Source organism: Variovorax atrisoli, from assembly GCF_014195185.1.
In the GTDB taxonomy this organism is placed as follows: Bacteria; Pseudomonadota; Gammaproteobacteria; order Burkholderiales; family Burkholderiaceae_C; genus Variovorax; species Variovorax atrisoli.
In genome coordinates, this window is the sequence record NZ_JACIBG010000009.1 from 21,718 (window position 1) to 42,260 (window position 20,543).

Below are 20,543 nucleotides of genomic sequence, written 5' to 3' on the forward strand. Positions count from 1 at the left end.
GACCCGATGCCTCCCCAGGTTGCGACGAGAGGAGTTCCCATGCCCGGAAACTGGCGAACTGCGAGGGCGGCCGCGCTGCGGTCGCCGCGAGCGGCATCCCCGCGGGGGGCCGCGAGCACGCTGCTGCTCCTGCTGTTGCCCTTGCAGCTGGAACTCAGTTCCGCCGAGCCCGTGCGCGACGCCCAGAGAGCCACGGGCCGCTTCGACATCTCCATCAGCGTCCTTCCGACCTTCGAGGTGCGCGAGATCAGGCCGGTCCAAGGCGGGCACGAGTACCGCGTCTGGACCAACATGGCGTCGGTGACCATCAAGGGCCGCGAATACCGGTTCGACAAGGCCGGAGAGGCGACCATCATGGTGCCCGGCGCAGCAGCCGACGGCCGCGAGAGCCTCGGTGCCGGCTGGCAGCGCGCGGTGGGCGCGATGGCGCCGGCCCCGGGCGACACGTCGCCGCAGGCATCGAGCACGCCTGCCGGCGACGGCAGCAACGCGACGCGGGTCACGGTCACCTACTAGGACCGGTCGGGCTCCGATTGGGCGAGGCGCCGGCCCCGCCCCTGCTCCCCAACCCTGAATTTCCTGCCGTTCCCGCCGATATCCGGAGACCGGGCGCCGATTGCGCGCCCCATCTCACGTCCCTGCGACGGACAACGGAAAAGGCTTCATGAAGGGACATCGGCTTCGACCGGCGCGCGCCGCCATGGCCGCGGCGATGGTGCTCGCGCCGCTGGCGTGTGCGGCGGAAAGCAGCGCCGGCACGAGCGCCGCGACGGCACGGGTGCGCCTCGTGGTGGTCGTGCCGCCGGTGTTCCAGGTGCTGCGGGCCACGCAGACCGCTGGGGGGATCGACTACCTGGTCTGGACCAACATGAGGTCCATCACCATCGGCGGCCGCGAGCACCGCTTCGCCCGGCCTGGCGAGAACACCGTGCACGTACCCGCGGTGCCCGCGGGTGCTTGGGTGGTGCACGGTCTGTAGGCTCCGGGCGTGCCGTTGGCGCTCAGTCCTGGTTGCCGATCTCGGTATTGTCCGGCGACAGGCACAGCGCTCCAGCGCAGTTCAAGGAGCGGAAGAAGATCGGCGCGTCGGGATTGCCGAAGTAGCGCAGGCCGGCGGCGGTCTGCTCGTTCGCCTGGATGACGTTGTTCTCCTCGAGGCCGAAGACGGTGTTATTGGTCTCCGGGAACTCGTACTCGAAGGTGCTCGCCTGCGTCAGGTCCTTCATGTAGAGGAAGAAGCTCGGACGCTTGCCGTCGGTGTCGGTCAGGAAGCGCTCCTTCAGCAGCCGGTAGCCCAGCGCGCCCTGTTCGCGGATCTGCTTCGGGATGTCGGGGAAGTCGCCGCCGACCACGCTCAGCGGGCTGATCACAGCCTTCATCTCGTAGCGAGCGGGGCTGCTCAGGTCCTTGATGAAGAAATACGCGCTCTCGTTGTTGATGGTGCTGGGCGCGAACCAGGGCCTAAAGCCGTTGGCGCCCTGCGCGTTGGCGGCATTCAGCATGTCTTCCTTGGTGTTCGGGATCGGGATGGAGTTGTAGTCGTAGGTGGCCGACGAACCCATGTCCTTTCGATAGAGCACGCCGAACACCGGATTGGTGCCAGGCGGCGGCGTGATCAGCAGCTGCGGCATCAGCTGAACGAAGACCTTGCCCTGCGCGCCCTGGTCCTTCATCTGCTGCAGCAGGCGAGGCAGCAGGTCGCGCTTGAGGATGTCGAGTTCGATCGTCTTGTACTCGTAGGTGTAGGTCGTGTCGACGTCCTTCACCACCATGAACCTGTCCTGCAGGCTCACGATGTTGCCGCCGAGCTTGCCCTCCACATAGCGGTAGCCCGCGGCGCCTTCGCGGTTCAGCAGTGCGATGTAGTCGTCGAAGCGCTTCTCGGGCGGGTCGACGTCGGGGTCGCGGTCCTGGGCGAAGGTCAGCCACTTGTAGTGGGCGCTGATGGGGGTGGGCGTCTGAGTGCCCGGGTTGCCTGGTTCGGGCGGCGTGGGTTCCGGGTCCGGCGGCGGCGGCGGGGGCGGCGGAGGTAACTGGCTGAACAGATTGGGGTCGAAGCTTGTACCTCCTCCCCCTCCACCGCCGCAGGCCATCAGTGCTGCCGTCGCGAGCGCGGCAAAGAACAATCTCGCTTTCATGATCCTCTACTCCTGTTCGTTCGTTGTGATTCGCCGCCGCGAAACAAGCAAAGGAAGGCTGGGCGGCGAAGCGTGCGAAGGTAGGCGCGCGGGCTCGCCGAACACAGTGCACAAAGTCACTGCGTGGCAGGAGGCCGCAGGAAGACCCGCAGAGGGTTAAGAAGAAAGGATTGGCTGCGCGCGCAGCCGGCGCTCAGGCCTCGATGCCGCAGCCGTGCAGCACGAAGGCCACCAGCTCGCGCCCTATGGGCTCGCGGTCGAAGGGCGCGTCGGGCGGCAGGCCGAGCATCACGCGGGTCTGGATTGCGTAGTCGGCGTAGCTCTGCGTCATGGCCCAGATGTGCATCAGCAGGAAGCGCGCGTCGAGCGGGCGCATCTGGCCGCGCGCGATCCAGCCGTTGATGACGTCGATCTTCTTCTGCGTCCAGGCCCTGGCGTTGGGCCAGTAGCGGTCGAGGTTGCGCCCGCCGTCGAGGATCTCGCGGGTGAAGATGCGCGAGATCTCGGGGCTGTCGATGGCGTGGTCGAGCTTCTTGCGGATGTAGTCGCCCAGCACCGTGGCCGGGTCGCTCGCGTCCTCGAAGGAGAACACCACCTTCCAGGCATGCAGCACCTGCATCAGCAGCTCCTCGTAGAGCTCTTCCTTGCCGGCGATGTAGTAGTGCAGCTGGGGCTTGGTGAGGCCGGCGCGCGCCGCGATGGCCTGGGTCGAGGTGCCCTTGAGGCCGTGCAGGCTGAACTCGGTGACGGCCGCGGTGCGGATCGCGGCCATGATGCGTTCGCGCCCGGGCCTGGCGCGCGACAGGGGCCCGTCGGGCGCGGGCATTTCCTGGGCGGTCGAGACGGGGAGGGCGGCGGGGTCGGCGTTCATGGTGGCGGGTGGGGCACGGCCTGGTGCGTTCGTGCGCGCGGTCGATGGTAATACCACTGGTGCCCCGCGCATGACCGCATGCCATGCCGGCATGATCGGGCAGGGCATGCGGGCACGGTTCCTGTATCTTCCTCGCCGCCCCAGGGTGAATCGACATTCAAACGCGGCCGCGTTGGTCCGCCTTGCACCCGGATGCGCGGAGGGCGGCGCAGGCCAGAGTCATCTCTGGTCAAGCCGACCGACAAAGCAGGCGGGTGCAAGGCGGGCCAACCCGCAGGGAAGGACGAATGTCGATTCACCCTGGAAAGATTCACCTCAACACAGGAGTTCTCCATGTACCTTTCTCCCCGTTTCCGTGCCTTCGCGGCCGGGGCTGCTCTGCTGGGCGCCAGCGTGATCGCGCAGGCCCAGCAGGCGCTGCCCAACGTGGTGATCCTCGCCACCGGCGGCACCATCGCCGGGGCCGGCGCCTCGGCCGTCAACAGCGCCACCTACGCGGCCGCCAAGGTCGGCGTCGAGAAGCTGATCGCCGGGCTGCCCGAGCTCTCCAAGGTCGCCAACGTGCGCGGCGAGCAGGTGTTCCAGGTCGCATCGGAAAGCCTGACCAACGACAACCTGCTGACGCTGGCCAAGCGCGTGTCGGCGCTGTCGAAGCAGTCCGACGTGGACGGCATCGTCATCACCCACGGCACCGACACGCTGGAAGAAACCGCCTACTTCCTCACGCTGACCGTGCATACCAACAAGCCGATCGTGGTGGTCGGCTCGATGCGCCCGGGCACCGCGCTGTCGGCCGATGGCGCGCTCAACCTGTACAACGCCGTGAACGTGGCCGGCAGCAAGGACGCGATGGGCAAGGGCGTGCTCGTGACGATGAACGACAACATCGACACCGGCCGCGACGTGAGCAAGAACGTCAACATCAAGACCAACGCCTTCTCCAGCCAGTGGGGCCCGCTGGGCATGATCGTCGAGGGTCGCAACTACTGGTTCCGCGCGCCGGTGAAGCGCCACACCATGAACTCGGAGTTCGACATCGACAGCATCACCGCGCTGCCGCCGGTGGAGATCGCGATGGGCTACGAAGGCGTGAGCTCGGTGGCCATCGACGCCATCGCCAAGAGCGGCGCCAAGGCGCTGATCCACGGCGGCACCGGCAACGGCTCGGTGGCTGACCGCATCGTTCCGAACCTGCAGAAGGCCCGCGCCGACGGCGTGATCGTGATCCGCAGCGCCCGCGTGCCCGACGGCTTCGTGATCCGCAACGCCGAGCAGCCCGACGACAAGTACGACTGGGTGGTGGCGCACGACCTGCGCCCGCAGAAGGCGCGCATCCTCGCGATGGTCGCCCTGACCAAGACGAACAACACCAAGGAACTGCAGCGCATCTTCTGGGAGTACTGATCTCCCCGGCCTGCTCGCTTCGCGGTGTTCAGGCCAGCGCGCGCCGCAGCCGGCGGTGGCGCGCGTATTCCAGGCCGCCCACGCACACGAGCAGCCAGGCCAGGCCGGTGAGCAGCCCGGCCACCACGTCGCTTGCGAAGTGCACCTGCAGGAAGATCCGGCTGCAGGCGATGGTGACGATGGCGCCCGCGGTCGCCATCGCACCCGGCACATGCCAGCGCACCGGCAGCGTGCGCAGCAGCAGGTACAGCAGCATCCCGTAGCTCACGATCGCGCCCGCGCTGTGGCCGCTCGGGAAGCTGTAGCTCGTCTCCAGCGCCAGGCCGTGGTCGTGGATCGGGCGGGCCCGCGCGAAGATCTGCTTGAGCGCCGGGTTCAGCAGCACGATGCCGACCAGCGCGAGCACCCAGCCCAGCGCCAGTCCGCGATGCCGGTGCCGCCACAGCACGGCGGCCACCAGCACGCACACCGGCCCGAGGAAGGCCGCGTCTCCCAGGTGCGTGACCCAGCTGAATACCACCAGCGCGGCCCGCGGCAGGTTCGCGGCGATGGCGTCGGTCAGGGCGTGGTCAGCCTGGCCGAGCACATGGCCGTCGGCAATGTTCGAGGCGATCCACGCGAACAGGCTCGACGCCAGCAGGATCAGCACGAAGCCCGAGGCGAAGGCGAGCGCGATGCGCGGCTCGCTGGGCTCTTCGGCATCCTGCAGCCTGAAGTGGCGCTTCTGCAGCAGGTGGCAGGCCAGGCCTGCACCGAGCACCGAGGCCGCGAGCAGCGAGAGGAACCAGGGCAGCGCATGCGCACCGAGATTTCCGGCGAAAACGACAAGAGGCGCGAGAGAAGGGACGGAAGAAAGGGAGGCTTCGAGCGGCATGCGGCGCACCCTAAGGCCGCGCTGCCCGGCTGGCAAGGGAAAGGCCGAATACTTCGGCGCAGCCGAAGGCCTTGTCGCGCGCCACGTAGTCCCACCGTTCCACGCGGCAGGCGCGGGGGCCTTCGGCGATGTCCGAGCGCACCACGTTGATCGAGTTGGGGTGTCCCGCGCGCACCCGCCGCGACACGGCAGTACCCGCCTGAATCGCCCACGCCGTGCGCGCGCAGCCCGCGAAGGCGTCGTGCAGCGGCCGCACGAAGGGCAGGTGGATGTGGCCGCCCAGGATCATGTCGGCCCCCGCCGCGCACCAGCGCGCCACGGCTTCCTCGCGCCCGTGCAGGCGGTTGCCCAGGTCGCGCGTGCGCGTGACCATCACCGGCTGGTGCGTCACCACCACCCGCAGCTGCGTGGGCGAGGCCGTATCGAGCAGTCGCGCCACGCGCTCGACCTGCGCGGGCGAGACCGCGCCGTCTTCGTGCCGGTACCAGCGCGTGGTGTTGACCGCGGCCACCAGCCATCGGGGCGAGTCGAACACCGGCTCGAGGTCGTCGCCGAAGGCCCGGCGGTAGCGCGCATACGGCGCGAACACGCGCGCCGCCAGCTGGAACAGCGGAATGTCGTGGTTGCCCGGAATGGCCAGCACCGGTGCGCCCAGCCGGTCGGCGAAGGCCCGTGCCGCCGCGAACTGCGCCACGGTGGCGCGTTGGGTGATGTCGCCCGAGAGCACCACCAGCTCGGGCGCCAGCGCATGCGCCAGCCGCTCGAGCGCCTGCAGCACCTCGGGCTGCTCGGTGCCGAAGTGGGGGTCGGAGATCTGCAGCAGGCAGCTCATTCGCGCGCTGCCTCGAGTTCGGGCGCCGTCTCCTCCGGCCGCACCAGCCACAGCCGCTCGGGCGACACGCGGAACAGCAGCGGCATGTCGACCCAGCCGATCTCGCCGTCGGTCGCCACCTTCACGCGGCGCGGGCCGCGCTGCGCGAATGTCCGGCTCGCCTTGACGGTCAGCGACTCGAACGGAAAGGTCAGCACCTCGTCGGCGTCGCCCAGCCGCCCGAGCGCGCCGCGCACCAGCAGGCCCGGCATCGCCAGCGGTCCCACCGGCTTGAGCACGATGGCCGCCAGCTGTCCCTGCTCGGGCGCGTCGGCCTCCGGAATGCCGACCTGGTGCAGCTGCAACGGGTTGTTGCCGACGAACAGCGTCGGCGTGCGGATGTCGCGCTCCTTGCCGCGCCAGGCCATGCGCAGGTTCCAGTGCCGGTGGCCGCGCAGCACCGTCAGCAGTCCGGCGCCGAAGGCGATCCAGCGGCTGCGGCCGAAGCGCGACTTGTAGGTCTCGCGCTCCTCCAGCAAGTCGGCGTACAGGCCCATGCTGGCATTGACCAGGAACACGCGGTCGTTCACCAGCCCCACCTGCACCGGCCGCGGCCGCTCGGTCAGCAGGATCTGCAGCGCCTGCGCGGTGTCGCGCGGGATGCCGTGGGTGCGGCTGAAGTAGTTGAAGGTGCCCTGCGGCAGCACGCCGAAGGCGCAGCCGCTGCCCAGCGCGGCCTGCGCCACCGCGTTGATGGTGCCGTCGCCGCCCGCGGCCACCACCACGCCGCCGGCCGCGCGCGCCCGCTCGACCGCCTCGCGCGCCAGCGCCTGCAGCCGGCCGGGTTCGTCGACCACGAAGATGCGCAGCCGCCGGCCGGCCGCGGCGCAGCCTTCCTCGATGACCCGGCGGGCCTCGGCCGCGTCCTCGCTGCCGGAGCCGGCGTTGAGCACGACGAAAAGGGGCGCGTCGGAAGAGGTCTCGGGCGTCTCGGGCACGGGCATGTCCAGGGATCTCGGGAAAGCGGGTCGAAGGAAGGGGAGGATGGGCGCGCTCGGGCGGCGGTGCCCCCGCGCTCGGCGGGTGGGCAGTTGTCGCACCTCCCGCCCCGCGCCGCCAGCAGGCAACTTCCCGCCCCGCTGTGGGAGAGTTGCCCTCCGAACGTAAAATCGCCCGCTTTCGCGGCACGTCGCCGCGCTACCGTCCAATGTCCGGCCCCCTGCCGGCCAGCTTCATGTTGACCTTCCAGCAAATCATTCTCAAATTGCAGTCGTACTGGGCCGACAAGGGCTGCGCGCTGCTGCAACCGTACGACATGGAGGTCGGCGCGGGCACTTCCCATACCGCCACCTTCCTGCGCGCACTGGGCCCCGAGCCCTGGAAAGCGGCCTACGTGCAGCCCAGCCGCCGCCCCAAGGACGGCCGCTACGGCGAGAACCCCAACCGCCTGCAGCACTACTACCAGTACCAGGTCGTGCTGAAGCCGGCGCCCTCGAACATCCTCGAGCTCTACCTCGGCAGCCTCGAGGCCCTGGGCTTCGACCTCAAGAAGAACGACATCCGCTTCGTCGAAGACGACTGGGAGAACCCCACGCTCGGCGCCTGGGGCCTGGGCTGGGAGGTGTGGCTCAACGGCATGGAGGTGACGCAGTTCACCTACTTCCAGCAGGTCGGCGGCATCGACTGCAAGCCCATCACAGGCGAGATCACCTACGGCCTGGAGCGACTGGCCATGTACCTCCAGGGCGTGGACAACGTCTACAACCTCACCTGGACCGACGGCCTGAGCTACGGCGACGTCTACAAGCAGAACGAGGTCGAGCAGTCGACCTACAACTTCGAGCACAGCGACGCCGAGTTCCTGTTCACCGCCTTCAACGCGCACGAGAAGCAGGCCAAGCACCTCATGGACGCCCAGCTCGCGCTGCCTGCCTACGAGCAGGTGCTGAAGGCCGCGCACAGCTTCAACCTGCTGGACGCGCGCGGCGCGATCAGCGTGACCGAGCGCGCCGCCTACATCGGCCGCATCCGCAACCTCGCGCGCAGCGTCGCGCAGAGCTACTACGACAGCCGCGAGCGCCTGGGCTTCCCGATGGCGCCGCGCGAGTGGGTCGCGCAGATCCCCCCGAAGAAGGCCGCCTGAGCGATGACGACCCCCATGAACAAGAACTCCCTCCTGGTCGAACTGTTTGTCGAAGAGCTGCCGCCGAAGGCATTGAAGAAGCTCGGCGACGCCTTTGCGGGCGTGCTGCGCGACCAGCTCGTGGCCCAGGGCCTGGCCGAGGCCGGCTCGGTGCTGACCTCCTACGCCTCGCCGCGCCGCCTCGCAGCGCACATCACGCACGTGGCCGACCGTGCCGCCGACAAGGCCGTGTCGCAGAAGCTCATGCCCGTGGCCGTGGGCCTCGACGCCTCGGGCCAGCCCACGCCCGCGCTGCTCAAGCGCCTGGGCGCGCTCGGCGCCGACGCCTCCGCCGTGCCCGGCCTCAAGCGTGCCATGGACGGCAAGGCCGAAGCCCTGTTCTACGAAAGCACCGCCAAGGGCGCCACGCTGGCCGAGGGCCTGCAGAAGGCGCTGGCCGAGGCGATCGCCAAGCTGCCCATTCCGAAGGTCATGAGCTACCAGCTCGAAACCGGCTGCGAGCTGCCGGGCTGGACCAGCGTGAGCTTCGTGCGCCCCGCGCACGGCCTCGTGGCGCTGCACGGCGACGCTGTGGTGCCGGTCGAGGCGCTGGGCCTGAGGGCCGGCCGCGAAACGCACGGCCACCGCTTCGAGGCGGCGGTCGATCCGGTCGTGCTGCGAGACGCCAACAGCTACGCGCTGCAGATGCAGGAGGACGGCGCCGTCATCGCCAGCTTCGAGGCGCGCCGCGCGGAGATCGCGCGCCAGCTCGCAGCGGCCGCGGTGACGGTCGGCGGCGGCTCGGTCCCGATCCAGGACGAAGCCCTGCTCGACGAAGTGACCGCGCTGGTCGAGCGCCCGAACGTGCTGGTCTGCAGCTTCGAGCGTGAGTTCCTCGAAGTGCCGCAGGAGTGCCTCATCCTCACGATGAAGGCCAATCAGAAGTACTTCCCGCTGCTCGACGCCTCGGGCAGGCTCACCAACAGGTTCCTCGTCGTCAGCAACATCAGCCCCGACGATGCGAGCGCGGTCATCGGCGGCAACGAGCGCGTGGTGCGCCCGCGCCTGGCGGACGCCAAGTTCTTCTTCGACCAGGACCGCAGGAAGTCGCTGGCCTCGCGCGTCGAGTCGCTGGGTAAGGTGGTCTATCACAACAAGCTGGGCACGCAGGGCGAGCGCGTGGAGCGCGTGATGCGCATCGCCCGCGGCATTGCGGACAAGCTCGGCGGTGCGAGCCTCGCGGCGCACGCCACGCAGGCCGCCCAGCTGGCCAAGGCCGACCTCGTGACCGACATGGTCGGCGAGTTCCCCGAGCTGCAGGGCATCATGGGCCGCTACTACGCCCAGCACGACGGCCTCGATGCTTCGGTGGCCGACGCCATCGAGGACCACTACAAGCCGCGCTTCGCCGGCGACGAGCTGCCGCGCAACAGCGTGGGCCTCGTGGTGGCACTGGCCGACAAGCTCGAGACGCTGGTCGGCATGTTCGGCATCGGCAACCTGCCCACCGGCGACCGTGACCCGTTCGCGCTGCGCCGCCATGCGCTGGGCGTGATCCGCATGCTGATCGAGAAGGACCTTCCGCTGGGGCTCGACGCGCTGCTGCAGGAAACCGCCGCGCAGTTCGGCGGCATCGCCGGCTTCGAGAGCAGCCGCGCCACCGGCGAGCTGCAGGATTTCATCCTCGACCGCCTTGCCGGCAGCCTGCGCGAGCAGGGCGCCAGCGCGCAGGAAGTCGAGGCCGTGCTGGCCCCGCGCCCGCAGCGCCTGGGCGAGGTGCCCAAGCTGCTGGCCGCCGTGCGCGCCTTCGCCGCCCTGCCGGCCGCAGCCGCACTGGCCGCCGCCAACAAGCGCATCGGCAACATCCTCAAGAAGGCCCCCGAGGCCGACGCGCACGTCAGCGAACTGCTGCTGCAGGAGCCCGCCGAGAAGGCGCTGCACGCGGCCATGGCACAGGTCGTGCCCGCCGCCAATGCGCAGTTCGAAGCCGGCGACTACACCGCCTCGCTGCAGACGCTGGCTGCGCTGCGCGAGCCGGTGGACGCCTTCTTCGACGGGGTGATGGTCAACGCCGAGCAGGCCGACCTGCGCCTGAACCGCCTGGGCCTGCTGATGTCGCTGCACGCCGCGATGAACCGCGTGGCGCAGCTCGAGCGGCTGGCCGTCTGAGCATTCTTCGTCCGGCAACACCACCATGGGCGGCACCGCCATGAAACTCGTCATCCTCGACCGCAACGGCACGATCAACGTGCACCGCGAAGACTTCGTGAAGAGCGACATCGAGTGGACGCCGCTGCCTGGTGCGCTGGAGGCCGTCGCGCGGCTCAACCATGCGGGGTGGCACGTGGTGATCGCGTCGAACCAGTCGGGCCTGGGCCGCGGGCTGTTCGACATGGCCTCGCTCAATGCGATGCACGCCAAGATGCACAAGATGCTCGCGGCCGTGGGCGGCAAGGTCGATGCGGTTTTCTACTGCCCGCACAGTCCCGACGAGAACTGCGACTGCCGCAAGCCCAAGCCGGGCCTGTTTCTGCAGATCGGCGACCGCTACGGCATCGATCTCCAGGGCGTGCCCACGTGCGGCGACAGCCTGCGCGACCTGCAGGCCGGCGCGGCCGCCGGCTGCGAGCCGCACCTGCTGCTCACGGGCATGGGCGCGGCCTGCCGCGGCGTCGATCCGCTTCCTCCCGAATACCCGGCGAACACGATGGTCCACGACGACCTCGCCGCCTTTGTCGATTTTCTGCTCGCGCGCGAAGCGCGGGATGCAATGCAGGTGGCTGTCTGATGGCGTTGTTCCGTTCCGTTCTCCACGCACTGTGGATGCTCGTCACCGTGGTGCCCTGGGGCATCATCATGTGCGTCAGCTCGCTCTGGAAGCGCGGCGTGCCGCTCTACTGGATGGCCGTGCGCTGGCTCGGCTGGGCCATCGGCGGCGCGCGCGTGCTGCTGGGCATCAGGACGCGCGTGAGCGGCATGGAGAACCTGCCGACCGACAAGCTCGCCGGCGCGGTCCTGCTGGTGAAGCACCAGTCCACGCTCGAGACCTTCCTGATGCCCACGCTGATGCCGCATCCGCTGGCCTACGTGTTCAAGAAGGAGCTGCTCTACATCCCCTTCTTCGGCTGGGCGATGGCGCGGCTGGACATGATCCACATCGATCGCAGCCAGCGCGCGCAGGCCTTCAACAAGGTGGTGAACCAGGGCCGCAAGCTGCTCGCGCAGGGCATCTGGATCATCATGTTCCCCGAGGGCACGCGCATCCCGCGCGGGCAGAAGGGCACCTACAAGAGCGGCGGCACGCGGCTGGCCTGCGAGACCGGCGTGCCGGTGATTCCCATCGCCGTGACCTCGGCCAAGGTGTGGCCGCGCAAGGCCTTCATCAAGCGTCCGGGCGTGGTCGACGTGTCCATCGGGCCGGCCATTTCCAGCGTGGGCCGCAAGCCAGACGAGCTGATGCGCGAGGTCGAGGAATGGATCGAGGCCGAGATGCGCCGCCTCGACCCCGAGGCCTACGTGAACAGCCCGCCCCAGCCCGCGCGGCAGGAAGCGGTGAGCTGAGCCCGGGCCGCCGCAAGAGAAGCACAGACGCCAGGAAGCCCGCCATGGGGGGACTGCTCCGGTTCACGATGGACCTGTTCGAGGGGCTGGGGAGCGAGTTCGCGCCCCCGGCGCCTGCGCCGGCACGTCCGCGCCGGACCAGGAAGCCCAAGCCGGCAGCTCCGCCCTCGGTGCTGCCCGACGCGGCTGTCCTGCCCCCCGAGCCCGTCGACCCGAATGCGCCGCCCGCTGTGCCCCTGGCCGACACGCTGACGCTCGCGACCTTCGCGCATCCCCAGGCCACGCGTGAAGTGGTGCTGGGCTCGGCTCGCGTGGCCTACGAGTTCAAGCGCGGCAAGCGCAAGACCATCGGCTTCCTGGTGGGCGCGGAGGGGCTGTCGGTTCGCGCGCCGCGCTGGGTGGCGCTGCGAGACGTCGATGCGGCCATCCACGAGAAGTCGGACTGGATCCTGCGCAAGCTCAACGAGACGCGCCAGCGCCTCGCGCGGGTGGAAGCCACGCGCATCGAATGGAAGGACGGCGCGGCCTTTCCGTTCCTGGGCGAGCCGGTGGTGATGCGGCTCGATCCGAAGCACGGCTTCGCGAGCGTGGGCGGCACGCTGGATGCGGCCGCCGATGAAGGCGCGCCGCGCGTCCTGCGGCTGGCCGTCTCGCAGAACGCCGAGCCCTCGCAGATACGCGACGCTGCGCAGGCCTGGCTGATGCGCCAGGCGCGCAAGCTCTTCATCGAGCGGCTGGACCATTTCGCGCCTCTGCTGGGCGTGCAGTGGCAGAAGCTGTCGCTCTCCAATGCCGCCACGCGCTGGGGCAGCGCCAGCGCCGACGGGTCGATCCGGCTCAACTGGCGGCTGATCCACTTCCGGCTGCCGGTGATCGACTACGTCGTCGCGCACGAGCTGGCCCACCTGCGGGTGATGGACCACTCGCACCGCTTCTGGGAAACGGTGGAGAGCGTGCTGCCCGACTACGACGCGCTGCGCAAGCAGCTCAAGGACGAGGCGGTTCCGCGCTGGAACTGAGGCTGAGGCCGGGGCTCCCCGGCCTCGGATCAAGGCTTCAGGGCACGGCCTTGATGGGGATGTACATCTCGCCCCCGCCGGCCATGAACTCCTTCGACTTCTCCTCCATGCCCTCGCTCATGGCCTGATCCTCGGCCACGCCCTTCTTCGCGGCGTACTCGCGCACCTCCTGCGTGATCTTCATCGAGCAGAACTTGGGGCCGCACATCGAGCAGAAGTGCGCCACCTTGCTCGAATCCTTCGGCAGCGTCTCGTCGTGGAATTCGCGCGCGGTGTCGGGGTCCAGGCCCAGGTTGAACTGGTCCTGCCAGCGGAACTCGAAGCGCGCCTTGCTCAGCGCGTCGTCGCGCGAGCGAGCACCCGGATGGCCCTTGGCCACGTCCGCCGCGTGCGCGGCGATCTTGTACGCGATGATCCCCTGCTTCACGTCGTCGCGGTCGGGCAGGCCCAGGTGCTCCTTCGGCGTCACGTAGCAGAGCATCGCGGTGCCGGCCCAGCCGATCATGGCCGCGCCGATCGCGCTGGCGATGTGGTCGTAGCCCGGCGCGATGTCGATGGTCAGCGGGCCCAGCGTGTAGAACGGCGCCTCGTGGCAGTGCTTCAACTGCTCGTCCATGTTCGACTGGATCATGTGCATCGGCACGTGGCCGGGCCCTTCGATCATGGTCTGCACGTCGTGCTTCCACGCGACCTGCGTGAGCTCTCCCAGCGTGCGCAGCTCGGCGAACTGCGCCTCGTCGTTGGCGTCGGCGCCCGAGCCCGGGCGCAGGCCGTCGCCGAGCGAGAAGCTCACGTCGTAGGCCTTCATGATGTCGCAGATGTCCTCGAAGTGCGTGTAGAGGAAGCTCTCCTTGTGGTGCGCGATGCACCACTTGGCCATGATCGATCCGCCGCGCGACACGATGCCCGTCATGCGGTTGGCCGTCAGGTGGATGAAGGGCAGGCGCAGGCCGGCGTGGATGGTGAAGTAGTCGACGCCCTGTTCCGCCTGCTCGATGAGCGTGTCGCGGTAGATCTCCCAGGTGAGGTCCTCGGCCACGCCGCCCACCTTCTCGAGCGCCTGGTAGATGGGCACGGTGCCGATCGGCACCGGGCTGTTGCGCACGATCCAGTCGCGCGTGGTGTGGATGTTCTTGCCGGTGGAAAGGTCCATCACGTTGTCCGCGCCCCAGCGGATGGCCCACACCAGCTTCTCCACTTCCTCCTCGATGCTCGAGGTGACGGCCGAGTTGCCGATGTTGGCGTTGATCTTCACCTTGAAGTTGCGGCCGATGGCCATCGGCTCGACTTCGGGGTGGTTGATGTTGGCCGGGATGATCGCGCGGCCGCGCGCCACCTCGTCGCGCACGAACTCGGGGGTGATGATGCGCGGGATGCTCGCGCCCATCGGGTTGCCCGCCACGCGCTTCGCGCGTTCCTCGTTGGCGAGGTATTCGGCCATCCACTCGCGCTTGCCGTTCTCGCGCAGGGCCACGTATTCCATCTCGGGCGTGACGATGCCGCGGCGCGCGTAGTGCATCTGCGTGACATTGGAGCCCGACTTCGCGCGGCGCGGCGTGCGCTGCAGCGCCGAGGCGCCGGCGCGCAGTTCGGCCAGGCGCTGGGCGTCGCGGTCCTCGTTCTTCGCGCCATCGTCCAGCGCGTGGTGCACGCGGCCTTCGTAGCTCTCGGTGTCGCCTCGTTCGGCGATCCACGGTCCGCGCACGTCGGGCAGGCCGCGGCGCACGTCGATCTCGACCTTCGGGTCGGTGTAGGGGCCGGAGGTGTCGTAGAGCGAGACGGTCTCGCCGTTGGTCAGCTGCACGTCGCGCACGGGCACGAACAGGTCGGGCCGGCTGCCCGGGATCACGCACTTGTGCGACGCGGGAAAGGGCTCGCGCGTGAGCGTGAGCAGCGAGGTGAACTTGTCGGGGGCATTCATCGGAGGCACTCCTTGTGGACAGAAAGGGTGCTCCGCAATCGCTCGGTGGCCTTCGGCAGAAGCCCGTCACGGAAGGTGGACGGACCGAAGTCAGGGAGTGCAGCTCTTCTTACGCCGGTATGACCCGGATCAAGTTCGCGGGTCGGCAGCTTTGCCATCTCAGCACGCCACATGCGTGCACCCCGGAGCGGGGCCGATTGTGCGAGCCTCGGCCGGGCGCGTCAACCCGCGGGTTGTTACCGCAGGTCGCCGTCGACGTAGTACCAGCGCCCGTCCTCGCGCACGAAGCGGCTGCGCTCGTGCAGGCGCGTGGCGGTGCCCGAGGGGCCGCGCTGGCGCGCGACGAACTCGACCTCGGCGTGGTCCGCGTCGAGCACCGAGCGCGCGCGGACGTCCAGTCCCAGCCACTTGACGCCCGGCTCGAACTCGATGGAAGCGGGGCGTTTCGATTCGTGCCAGGTGGCGAGCAGGTATTCGCCTCTCTCCAGCACGAAGGCCGAATAGCGCGAGCGCATCAGCGATTCGGCATCGGGCGCGGGCGTGCGGTCGAAGTCGTCGAGATAGCGGCCGCAGCAAAGGGAAAAGGCGATGGGCTTGTCGCGGCGGTCGGTCCGGCCGCAAGGGCAGGGCCTGGATTGGGGATCGGGTGCACTCATGAAGACCTGCATTGGAACACCTTGCAGCCCTTGTGCCGAGAGGGCAAGCCCGCGGATGGGCCATGGAGGCCCGCTCGCGGCGATGGCCTCGAAGACGCCGCCATGCCGCAGCGCCTCGCAGCGAATGGCGGCACCCCTACCGGAACATCACCCACTCGGGCCGCATGTTGAAGCGCACCGGCAGGATGCTGACGCCCAGCCCGCTAGTGACGTACATGCGCCTGTCCTTGTGCGTGATCCATCCGTAGGCCCACTCGCGAGGGGCCGCGCCCGGCACGATCAGCGCCCCGTAACCCGGCACGCTCACCTGTCCGCCGTGCGTGTGCGCGGCCACCACCAGCCCGTGCGTGCGCGGCATGGTCGCGAAGCTGAAGGGGTCGTGCATCATGACCAGCGTCGCTGCATCGGCCGGCACGCCGGCCAGCGCGCGCATCGGCTCCGAATGGCCGGTCGAATGGTCGCCGATGCCGACCACCCAGATGTCGTGGCCGGGCAGGCGCGCCGAGGCGTTCTCCAGCACGCGGATGCCCTGGGCTGCCAGCGCCTTGGCGATGCGCTGTCCGCCGTGCCACCAGTCGTGGTTGCCGAGCACCGCGTACACGCCCTGCGGCGCCTTGAGTCTGCCGAGCACGGCTGCCATGTCCTCGACGGGCAGGGGCTCGTCGTCCTCGCCCGTGCCCGCGAGGAAGTCGCCCGGGAGCAGCACCACGTCGGGCTGCGCGGCGTTGATCTCGTCGACGATGCGTGCGGCGCGCTCCACGCCGGTGACGCGCCATGCGGAGCGCGATGTGAGATGCCAGTCGCTCGCCACCGCGACCTTCAGGCCGGCGGGAGTCTGCCATTGCTCGGAGCTCAGCGGCTCGACGCGCGCAGCCACCCAGCGCGGTTCGATGACGAAGCCCCAGACGGCCAGCCCAGCGAGCACGATGGCCGCGGCGTACAGCCAAGCCGGGCGCCGCCCGCGACCTTCGCTCACGTCACGCCAGCGCGCGCTGGATCAGCAGCTTCTGGATGTCCGACGTGCCTTCGTAAATCTGGCAGACCCGCACGTCGCGGTAGATGCGCTCCAGCGGAAAGTCGTTCACGTAGCCGTAGCCGCCCAGCGTCTGGATGGCCGCGCTGCACACGCGCTCGGCCATCTCGCTCGCGAAGAGCTTGGCCATGGCGGCCTCCTTCAGGCAGGGCAGGCCGGCGTCGCGCAGGCTCGCGGCGTGCCAGATCAGCTGGCGCGCGGCCTCGATCTGCGTCGCGCATTCGGCGAGGCGGAAGCCCACGGCCTGCTGATCGAAGATGGAGCCGCCGAAGGCCTGGCGCTCCTTGGCGTAGGCCAGCGCGGCATCGAAGGCGCTGCGCGCCATGCCCACGCTCTGCGCGGCGATGCCGATGCGCCCGCCTTCCAGCGCGCCGAGCGCGATCTTGTAGCCCTCGCCCTCCGCGCCGATGAGGTTCTCGCGCGGAATGCGGCAGCCGTCGAAGTTGATCTGCGCGGTGTCGCTGCTGTGCTGGCCGAGCTTGTCCTCCAGCCGCGCGACGTTGTAGCCGGGCGTGTCGGTGGGCACGATGAACGCGCTCATGCCGCGCTTGCCGGCGCCCTTGTCGGTCACCGCGATGACGATGGCCACCTGGCCGTTCTTGCCGCTGGTGATGAACTGCTTCACGCCGTCGATCACGTAGCCGTCGCCGTCCTTGCGCGCGGTGGTGCGCAGGCTCGATGCATCGCTGCCGGCCTGCGGCTCGGTCAGGCAGAAGGCGCCGAGCATCCGGCCCTGCGCCAGCGGCTCGAGCCACTGCTTCTTCTGCTGCGTGTTGCCATAACGCATGAGGATGGCGTTGACGGGGCAGTTGGTCACGCTGATGGCGGTGCTGGTGCCGCCGTCGCCGGCCGCGATCTCCTCCAGCACCAGCGCGAGCGTGAGGTAGTCGAGGCCGGCGCCGCCATGCTCCTCGGGCACGCAGATGCCGTAGGCGCCCAGCGCCGCGAGGCCCTGGTGGGCCTCCTTAGGAAAGCTGTGCTCGCGGTCCCACTTCGCGGCGTTGGGCCAGAGTTCGGCTTGCGAGAAGTCGCGCACCGCGTCGCGGATGGCTTCCTGGTCTGCTGTCAACAACATGGCAGTTCCTTCTATGTGACGAGGCGGTCGCCGCCGGGCCGCCCCAAGGCGGACCGCGCCTCCCCCTCGGGGGGGGGAGTTACACGAGCAACGCGAGTGAAAAGCCGGGGGGCAGCATTCACTTGCCGGCGCCCAGATCCATGATCAGGCGCGCGGCCATGTACAGGCGGCGCGGAATCGCGCTGATGTCCACGTACTCGGCCTTGTCGCTGTGGTAGCCGAAACCGGGCAGGCCCAGGCTTTCGATCACTGGCTTGCCTGAGAGCGCGGCGTAGGCCGCGTCGGTGCCGCCGCCGGTGCGCTCTTCCACGCCCAGCGTGCCGCCGGCTTCCTTGTAGTAGGCCACCGCCTTGTCGACCAGCTTCTTGCCGCCTTCGCCGGCATTGAAGGCCGGGCGGCCGCGCGTGACGATCACCTTCACGTCGGCCTCGGGCAGCTTCTTCTGCTGCGCGCGCTCTTCCAGCGTCTTCATGGCGGCGTCGAAGTCCTCGTTGCGCGCGTAGCGCACGTCGGCGTTCAGCGTGGCGCTGGCGGGGATGATGTTCGAGACGTTGCCGGCCTTGGCAATGGTCCAGTTGAAGCGCAGGTTCTTCGCCTTGTCGTCGATGTTCATCGTGCGCAGCACGAGGTCGGAGGCCTCGACCAGCGCGTTCACGCCCAGCTCGGGCGCGGCGCCGGCATGCGAGGCCTTGCCGGTGATGTTGACCTGCACGTAGGCGATGCCCGAGGTGCCCAGCGAGAGTTTTTCGTCGCCTGCGCTGGTGGGCTCGAAGGAGAGCACGTAGTCGGCCAGCTTGGCTTCTTCCTGGATCAGGTCGCGCGAGCCGAAGGAACCCTTTTCCTCGTCGGTGTTGAACAGCACGGTGATGGTGCCGTAGTCGCGCACGCCGTATTCCTTCAGCAGCTTGAGCGTGTGCAGGATGACCGCGTTGCCGCCCTTGTCGTCGGCGATGCCGGGGCCGTAGGCCTTTTCGCCTTCGACGCGGAACGGGGCCTTCGCGAGGATGCCCTTGAGGTAGACGGTGTCCATGTGCGACATCAGCAGCAGGTTCTTGCCGCCGCGGCCCTTGATCTTGCCCACGATGTTGTCGCCCACCACCAGGCCGGCCGACTTGCTTCGCGTGACCGTGAAGCCGAGGTTCTTGAGCTCGGCCTCCAGGAAGTTGCCCGCGGCGGCGATGCCCTCGGCGTCACCGGTGCCGGTTTCGATGTTGACCAGCTTCTCCAGCGTCTTGATCACGGCCGGCTGCTCGTCGGTGGCGGCCTGGAACAGCACGTTGTCGCGCTTCTGGGCCAGGGCAGCCGCCGGTGCCAGGAATGCGAAGGCAACCAGCGCGGCGACAGTGTTGCGGGGAATGGCCGAATACATGAACAAGGTCTCCAGACAGATTGAAAGCGAAGCACTCATTCTAGGCATCGCCCCATCGCTGAAGCAGTTCAGCTTGCGCCCAGCTCAACGCATGCCTGCAGCGAAAAGCGCGTGCTCTCGAGCCGGCTTGCAAGCGCCTTCAGGCGATCGGATTCGAGACGCTGTGCCTCTACGCGCAGCAGCCTCAGCATTTTCTGAGATCCATCGGACAGGCGAGACTGTGCTTCGATCGACAGCCAGCAGTAAAGCCTTGAGAGATCAATGGCTTCGGTAGACCATCTTTGCTGGAAATATGCCACCAACCCGTCGACGTCGTGGGCGTACCCGCTTCTTCGGGCTGCGAATTCCAGCGGAAGGCCACGGCCAGGATCCCTGAACATCCCGTCAATGCCGAGAAGCAGGCGACGTCCCAACTGCAGCTGGCATTCAGGATGGCCGCGCTCGGCGCCTACCTTCAGCCACTTCCTGGCGGTTTCGGCATGCTCATTGGACACGCGCGCCTTCTTGACCTGAGCGACCAGCGACGCCATCAGGCACATCGCACCGGCGTCTCCTTGTTCTGCGAGTTCCTGCAGCCGCTTCATCGGCCTGTCTAGCGGATAGACATATCCCCCGTTCGGCTGGAGCAATTGCAAGGCGATGTGCGCGAGCTCGAAGCCTTCGCCAGCGAGTTGTCGCCATCGCCGTTCTCGCAGCCGGGGACCTCCCTCTGCCGGATAGCGTCGGCTCGGCCGGTTCCACTGGGAGAGTTCGCTGAACAGTTCCAACTCATAGGATGCCCTCTTTCCTGCGCTCAACAGTTTGGCCTTCCGTTCGTCGAAGGACCGCAGGTCGCTGCGAGGGAAATATTCGCGCGCCGATTCGTACACCAACATGGCCGTTGCAGCGAAGAAGATCGCTCCAAAGAGCAGGGCCGGCCACGGCAACCGGCGATTCTCGGCGCGTGCCATTCAATGGACCGCCACGATCACCTCGACATCCGCAGGACATGATCGGCTTGGCTCTCGCCATCCGATCAAAGCCCTTTCTCTCGGGTCGTGCGTCAGTTCGTACCCATGATCGTAAATCCCGCCTTCACCCGGAATTGCTAGCCGGAGCTGCACTCGGCGGCCGATCAGCCGCTGGGCGCGTGCGGAGTCGGTGTCGCAGAACCGGTGCCCCGCCCACTGCAGTTGAAGCCGGCAGACAGTGGTGGTTCCCGACTGGAACTTCGAGTAATTTCCGGAAAGGCTTGGGTTCGGAGCAGGTTTGCCAATCGGGGTGTTGACTGCAACATTGCCCAGGGCTTCCGTCTTGTCGATCTGAACGGAAAGAAATTTCTCGATATTTGCGGGATCGCAAAGAACCGATTTTCCCTTGCGTCCCAGCGACGCGAGCTTCAAGAGCAGATCATCGCTGTCTGCTGCGACTATTTCAGCTGGTATCTTTTGCAGCGAGACAAAAACCACTGCAAGCACCACCAGCAACGCAATTGCTGAATATTTCAGAGCTTCGAGCAACCGCTGGAAGAATTCTTCCGCAGCCGCGCAATAGCCTGTATTCACCGTGCATGCAGCCTCTTCTTGTTGATTCATTTTCTTCCCTGAATTCCATCTCGCGCGAATCCTATTGAGGTGCGGCACTCATAGGCGCGCGGATGGTATCAGAGAATTTTTAAATAAAAGTAAAGGCGAACGCTATCTTGGAAAT

20 protein-coding genes and 1 riboswitch are annotated in these 20,543 nt (G+C 68.1%); of the genes, 8 read left to right on the top strand and 12 right to left on the bottom strand.

The window, feature by feature from the left end:
* Nucleotides 1–39: 39 nt before the first annotated feature.
* Nucleotides 40–516, top strand: coding sequence for a hypothetical protein (locus tag FHY06_RS27290; protein WP_184606974.1), 477 nt, complete (start codon nucleotides 40–42; stop codon nucleotides 514–516).
* 148 nt (nucleotides 517–664) lie between these two features.
* A complete protein-coding gene (locus tag FHY06_RS27295; RefSeq protein ID WP_145761364.1) occupies nucleotides 665–979 on the top strand; it encodes a hypothetical protein in 315 nt (104 codons plus the stop codon).
* Nucleotides 980–1,001: 22 nt separating this feature from the next.
* Here FHY06_RS27295 and FHY06_RS27300 read toward each other — a convergent pair whose 3' ends face one another.
* The gene (locus FHY06_RS27300; protein WP_126186184.1) at nucleotides 1,002–2,138 is read right to left on the bottom strand and encodes a hypothetical protein; all 1,137 of its coding nucleotides are present in this window, start codon (nucleotides 2,136–2,138) and stop codon (nucleotides 1,002–1,004) included.
* Between the two features lie 193 nt (nucleotides 2,139–2,331).
* Complete coding sequence (locus FHY06_RS27305) at nucleotides 2,332–3,009, bottom strand: TetR family transcriptional regulator C-terminal domain-containing protein (RefSeq protein WP_019658492.1); 678 nt, start codon at nucleotides 3,007–3,009, stop codon at nucleotides 2,332–2,334.
* Between the two features lie 333 nt (nucleotides 3,010–3,342).
* Here FHY06_RS27305 and FHY06_RS27310 point away from each other — a divergent pair, with 333 nt between their 5' ends.
* Entirely contained in the window at nucleotides 3,343–4,413 is a 1,071-nt protein-coding gene (locus FHY06_RS27310; protein ID WP_184606975.1) for an asparaginase, read from the top strand.
* Between the two features lie 28 nt (nucleotides 4,414–4,441).
* Here the strand turns inward: FHY06_RS27310 and FHY06_RS27315 are convergent, their stop codons facing one another.
* The 3 genes from FHY06_RS27315 to FHY06_RS27325 are packed head-to-tail and all read right to left on the bottom strand — an operon-like array spanning nucleotide 4,442 to nucleotide 7,102.
* Nucleotides 4,442–5,287 carry a phosphatase PAP2 family protein gene (locus FHY06_RS27315; RefSeq protein ID WP_184606976.1) on the bottom strand — a complete coding sequence of 282 codons (846 nt, stop codon included), beginning with the start codon at nucleotides 5,285–5,287 and terminating at the stop codon, nucleotides 4,442–4,444.
* A gap of 10 nt (nucleotides 5,288–5,297) precedes the next feature.
* Complete coding sequence (locus FHY06_RS27320) at nucleotides 5,298–6,119, bottom strand: metallophosphoesterase family protein (RefSeq protein ID WP_184606977.1); 822 nt, start codon at nucleotides 6,117–6,119, stop codon at nucleotides 5,298–5,300.
* Nucleotides 6,116–7,102, bottom strand: a complete 987-nt coding sequence (locus FHY06_RS27325) for a diacylglycerol/lipid kinase family protein (protein ID WP_019658496.1) — start codon at nucleotides 7,100–7,102, stop codon at nucleotides 6,116–6,118. The genes FHY06_RS27320 and FHY06_RS27325 overlap by 4 nt, the downstream gene beginning before the upstream one ends.
* Before the next feature lie 230 nt (nucleotides 7,103–7,332).
* On the opposite strand from FHY06_RS27325, the gene glyQ reads away from it, so the two are divergent.
* From glyQ to FHY06_RS27350, 5 genes are read left to right on the top strand one after another with little or no spacing between them, the layout of a single operon-like run.
* On the top strand, nucleotides 7,333–8,241 hold the full coding sequence (gene glyQ / locus FHY06_RS27330; protein ID WP_126186199.1) for a glycine--tRNA ligase subunit alpha: 909 nt from the start codon (nucleotides 7,333–7,335) through the stop codon (nucleotides 8,239–8,241).
* 15 nt (nucleotides 8,242–8,256) lie between these two features.
* A complete protein-coding gene (gene glyS, locus FHY06_RS27335) occupies nucleotides 8,257–10,389 on the top strand; it encodes a glycine--tRNA ligase subunit beta (RefSeq protein WP_184606978.1) in 2,133 nt (710 codons plus the stop codon).
* 25 nt (nucleotides 10,390–10,414) lie between these two features.
* Nucleotides 10,415–11,008 (top strand): D-glycero-beta-D-manno-heptose 1,7-bisphosphate 7-phosphatase, encoded by a 594-nt coding sequence (gene gmhB / locus FHY06_RS27340; RefSeq protein ID WP_019658499.1) that lies wholly within the window; start codon nucleotides 10,415–10,417, stop codon nucleotides 11,006–11,008.
* Nucleotides 11,008–11,781 carry a lysophospholipid acyltransferase family protein gene (locus tag FHY06_RS27345; RefSeq protein ID WP_019658500.1) on the top strand — a complete coding sequence of 258 codons (774 nt, stop codon included), beginning with the start codon at nucleotides 11,008–11,010 and terminating at the stop codon, nucleotides 11,779–11,781. The genes gmhB and FHY06_RS27345 overlap by 1 nt, the downstream gene beginning before the upstream one ends.
* A 44-nt stretch (nucleotides 11,782–11,825) precedes the next feature.
* Entirely contained in the window at nucleotides 11,826–12,800 is a 975-nt protein-coding gene (locus FHY06_RS27350; RefSeq protein ID WP_260310724.1) for a M48 family metallopeptidase, read from the top strand.
* 37 nt (nucleotides 12,801–12,837) lie between these two features.
* On the opposite strand, the gene thiC is transcribed toward FHY06_RS27350, so the two are convergent.
* The 7 genes from thiC to FHY06_RS27385 all read right to left on the bottom strand — a co-directional run bounded on the left by thiC (nucleotide 12,838) and on the right by FHY06_RS27385 (nucleotide 20,428).
* A complete protein-coding gene (gene thiC, locus FHY06_RS27355; RefSeq protein WP_019658502.1) occupies nucleotides 12,838–14,721 on the bottom strand; it encodes a phosphomethylpyrimidine synthase ThiC in 1,884 nt (627 codons plus the stop codon).
* Between the two features lie 89 nt (nucleotides 14,722–14,810).
* Nucleotides 14,811–14,916, bottom strand: a riboswitch (TPP riboswitch).
* 41 nt (nucleotides 14,917–14,957) lie between these two features.
* Complete coding sequence (locus FHY06_RS27360; protein ID WP_126186180.1) at nucleotides 14,958–15,377, bottom strand: YchJ family protein; 420 nt, start codon at nucleotides 15,375–15,377, stop codon at nucleotides 14,958–14,960.
* Nucleotides 15,378–15,513: 136 nt separating this feature from the next.
* Nucleotides 15,514–16,353, bottom strand: coding sequence for a metallophosphoesterase (locus tag FHY06_RS27365; protein ID WP_184606979.1), 840 nt, complete (start codon nucleotides 16,351–16,353; stop codon nucleotides 15,514–15,516).
* Between the two features lies 1 nt (nucleotide 16,354).
* Nucleotides 16,355–17,485 carry an acyl-CoA dehydrogenase family protein gene (locus tag FHY06_RS27370; protein WP_184606980.1) on the bottom strand — a complete coding sequence of 377 codons (1,131 nt, stop codon included), beginning with the start codon at nucleotides 17,483–17,485 and terminating at the stop codon, nucleotides 16,355–16,357.
* Between the two features lie 118 nt (nucleotides 17,486–17,603).
* Nucleotides 17,604–18,854 carry a M20 family metallopeptidase gene (locus FHY06_RS27375; protein WP_184606981.1) on the bottom strand — a complete coding sequence of 417 codons (1,251 nt, stop codon included), beginning with the start codon at nucleotides 18,852–18,854 and terminating at the stop codon, nucleotides 17,604–17,606.
* A 68-nt stretch (nucleotides 18,855–18,922) separates the two neighbouring features.
* Nucleotides 18,923–19,804 (bottom strand): hypothetical protein, encoded by an 882-nt coding sequence (locus tag FHY06_RS27380; RefSeq protein ID WP_019658507.1) that lies wholly within the window; start codon nucleotides 19,802–19,804, stop codon nucleotides 18,923–18,925.
* Nucleotides 19,805–20,428 carry a hypothetical protein gene (locus FHY06_RS27385; protein ID WP_157773859.1) on the bottom strand — a complete coding sequence of 208 codons (624 nt, stop codon included), beginning with the start codon at nucleotides 20,426–20,428 and terminating at the stop codon, nucleotides 19,805–19,807.
* Nucleotides 20,429–20,543: the final 115 nt, after the last annotated feature.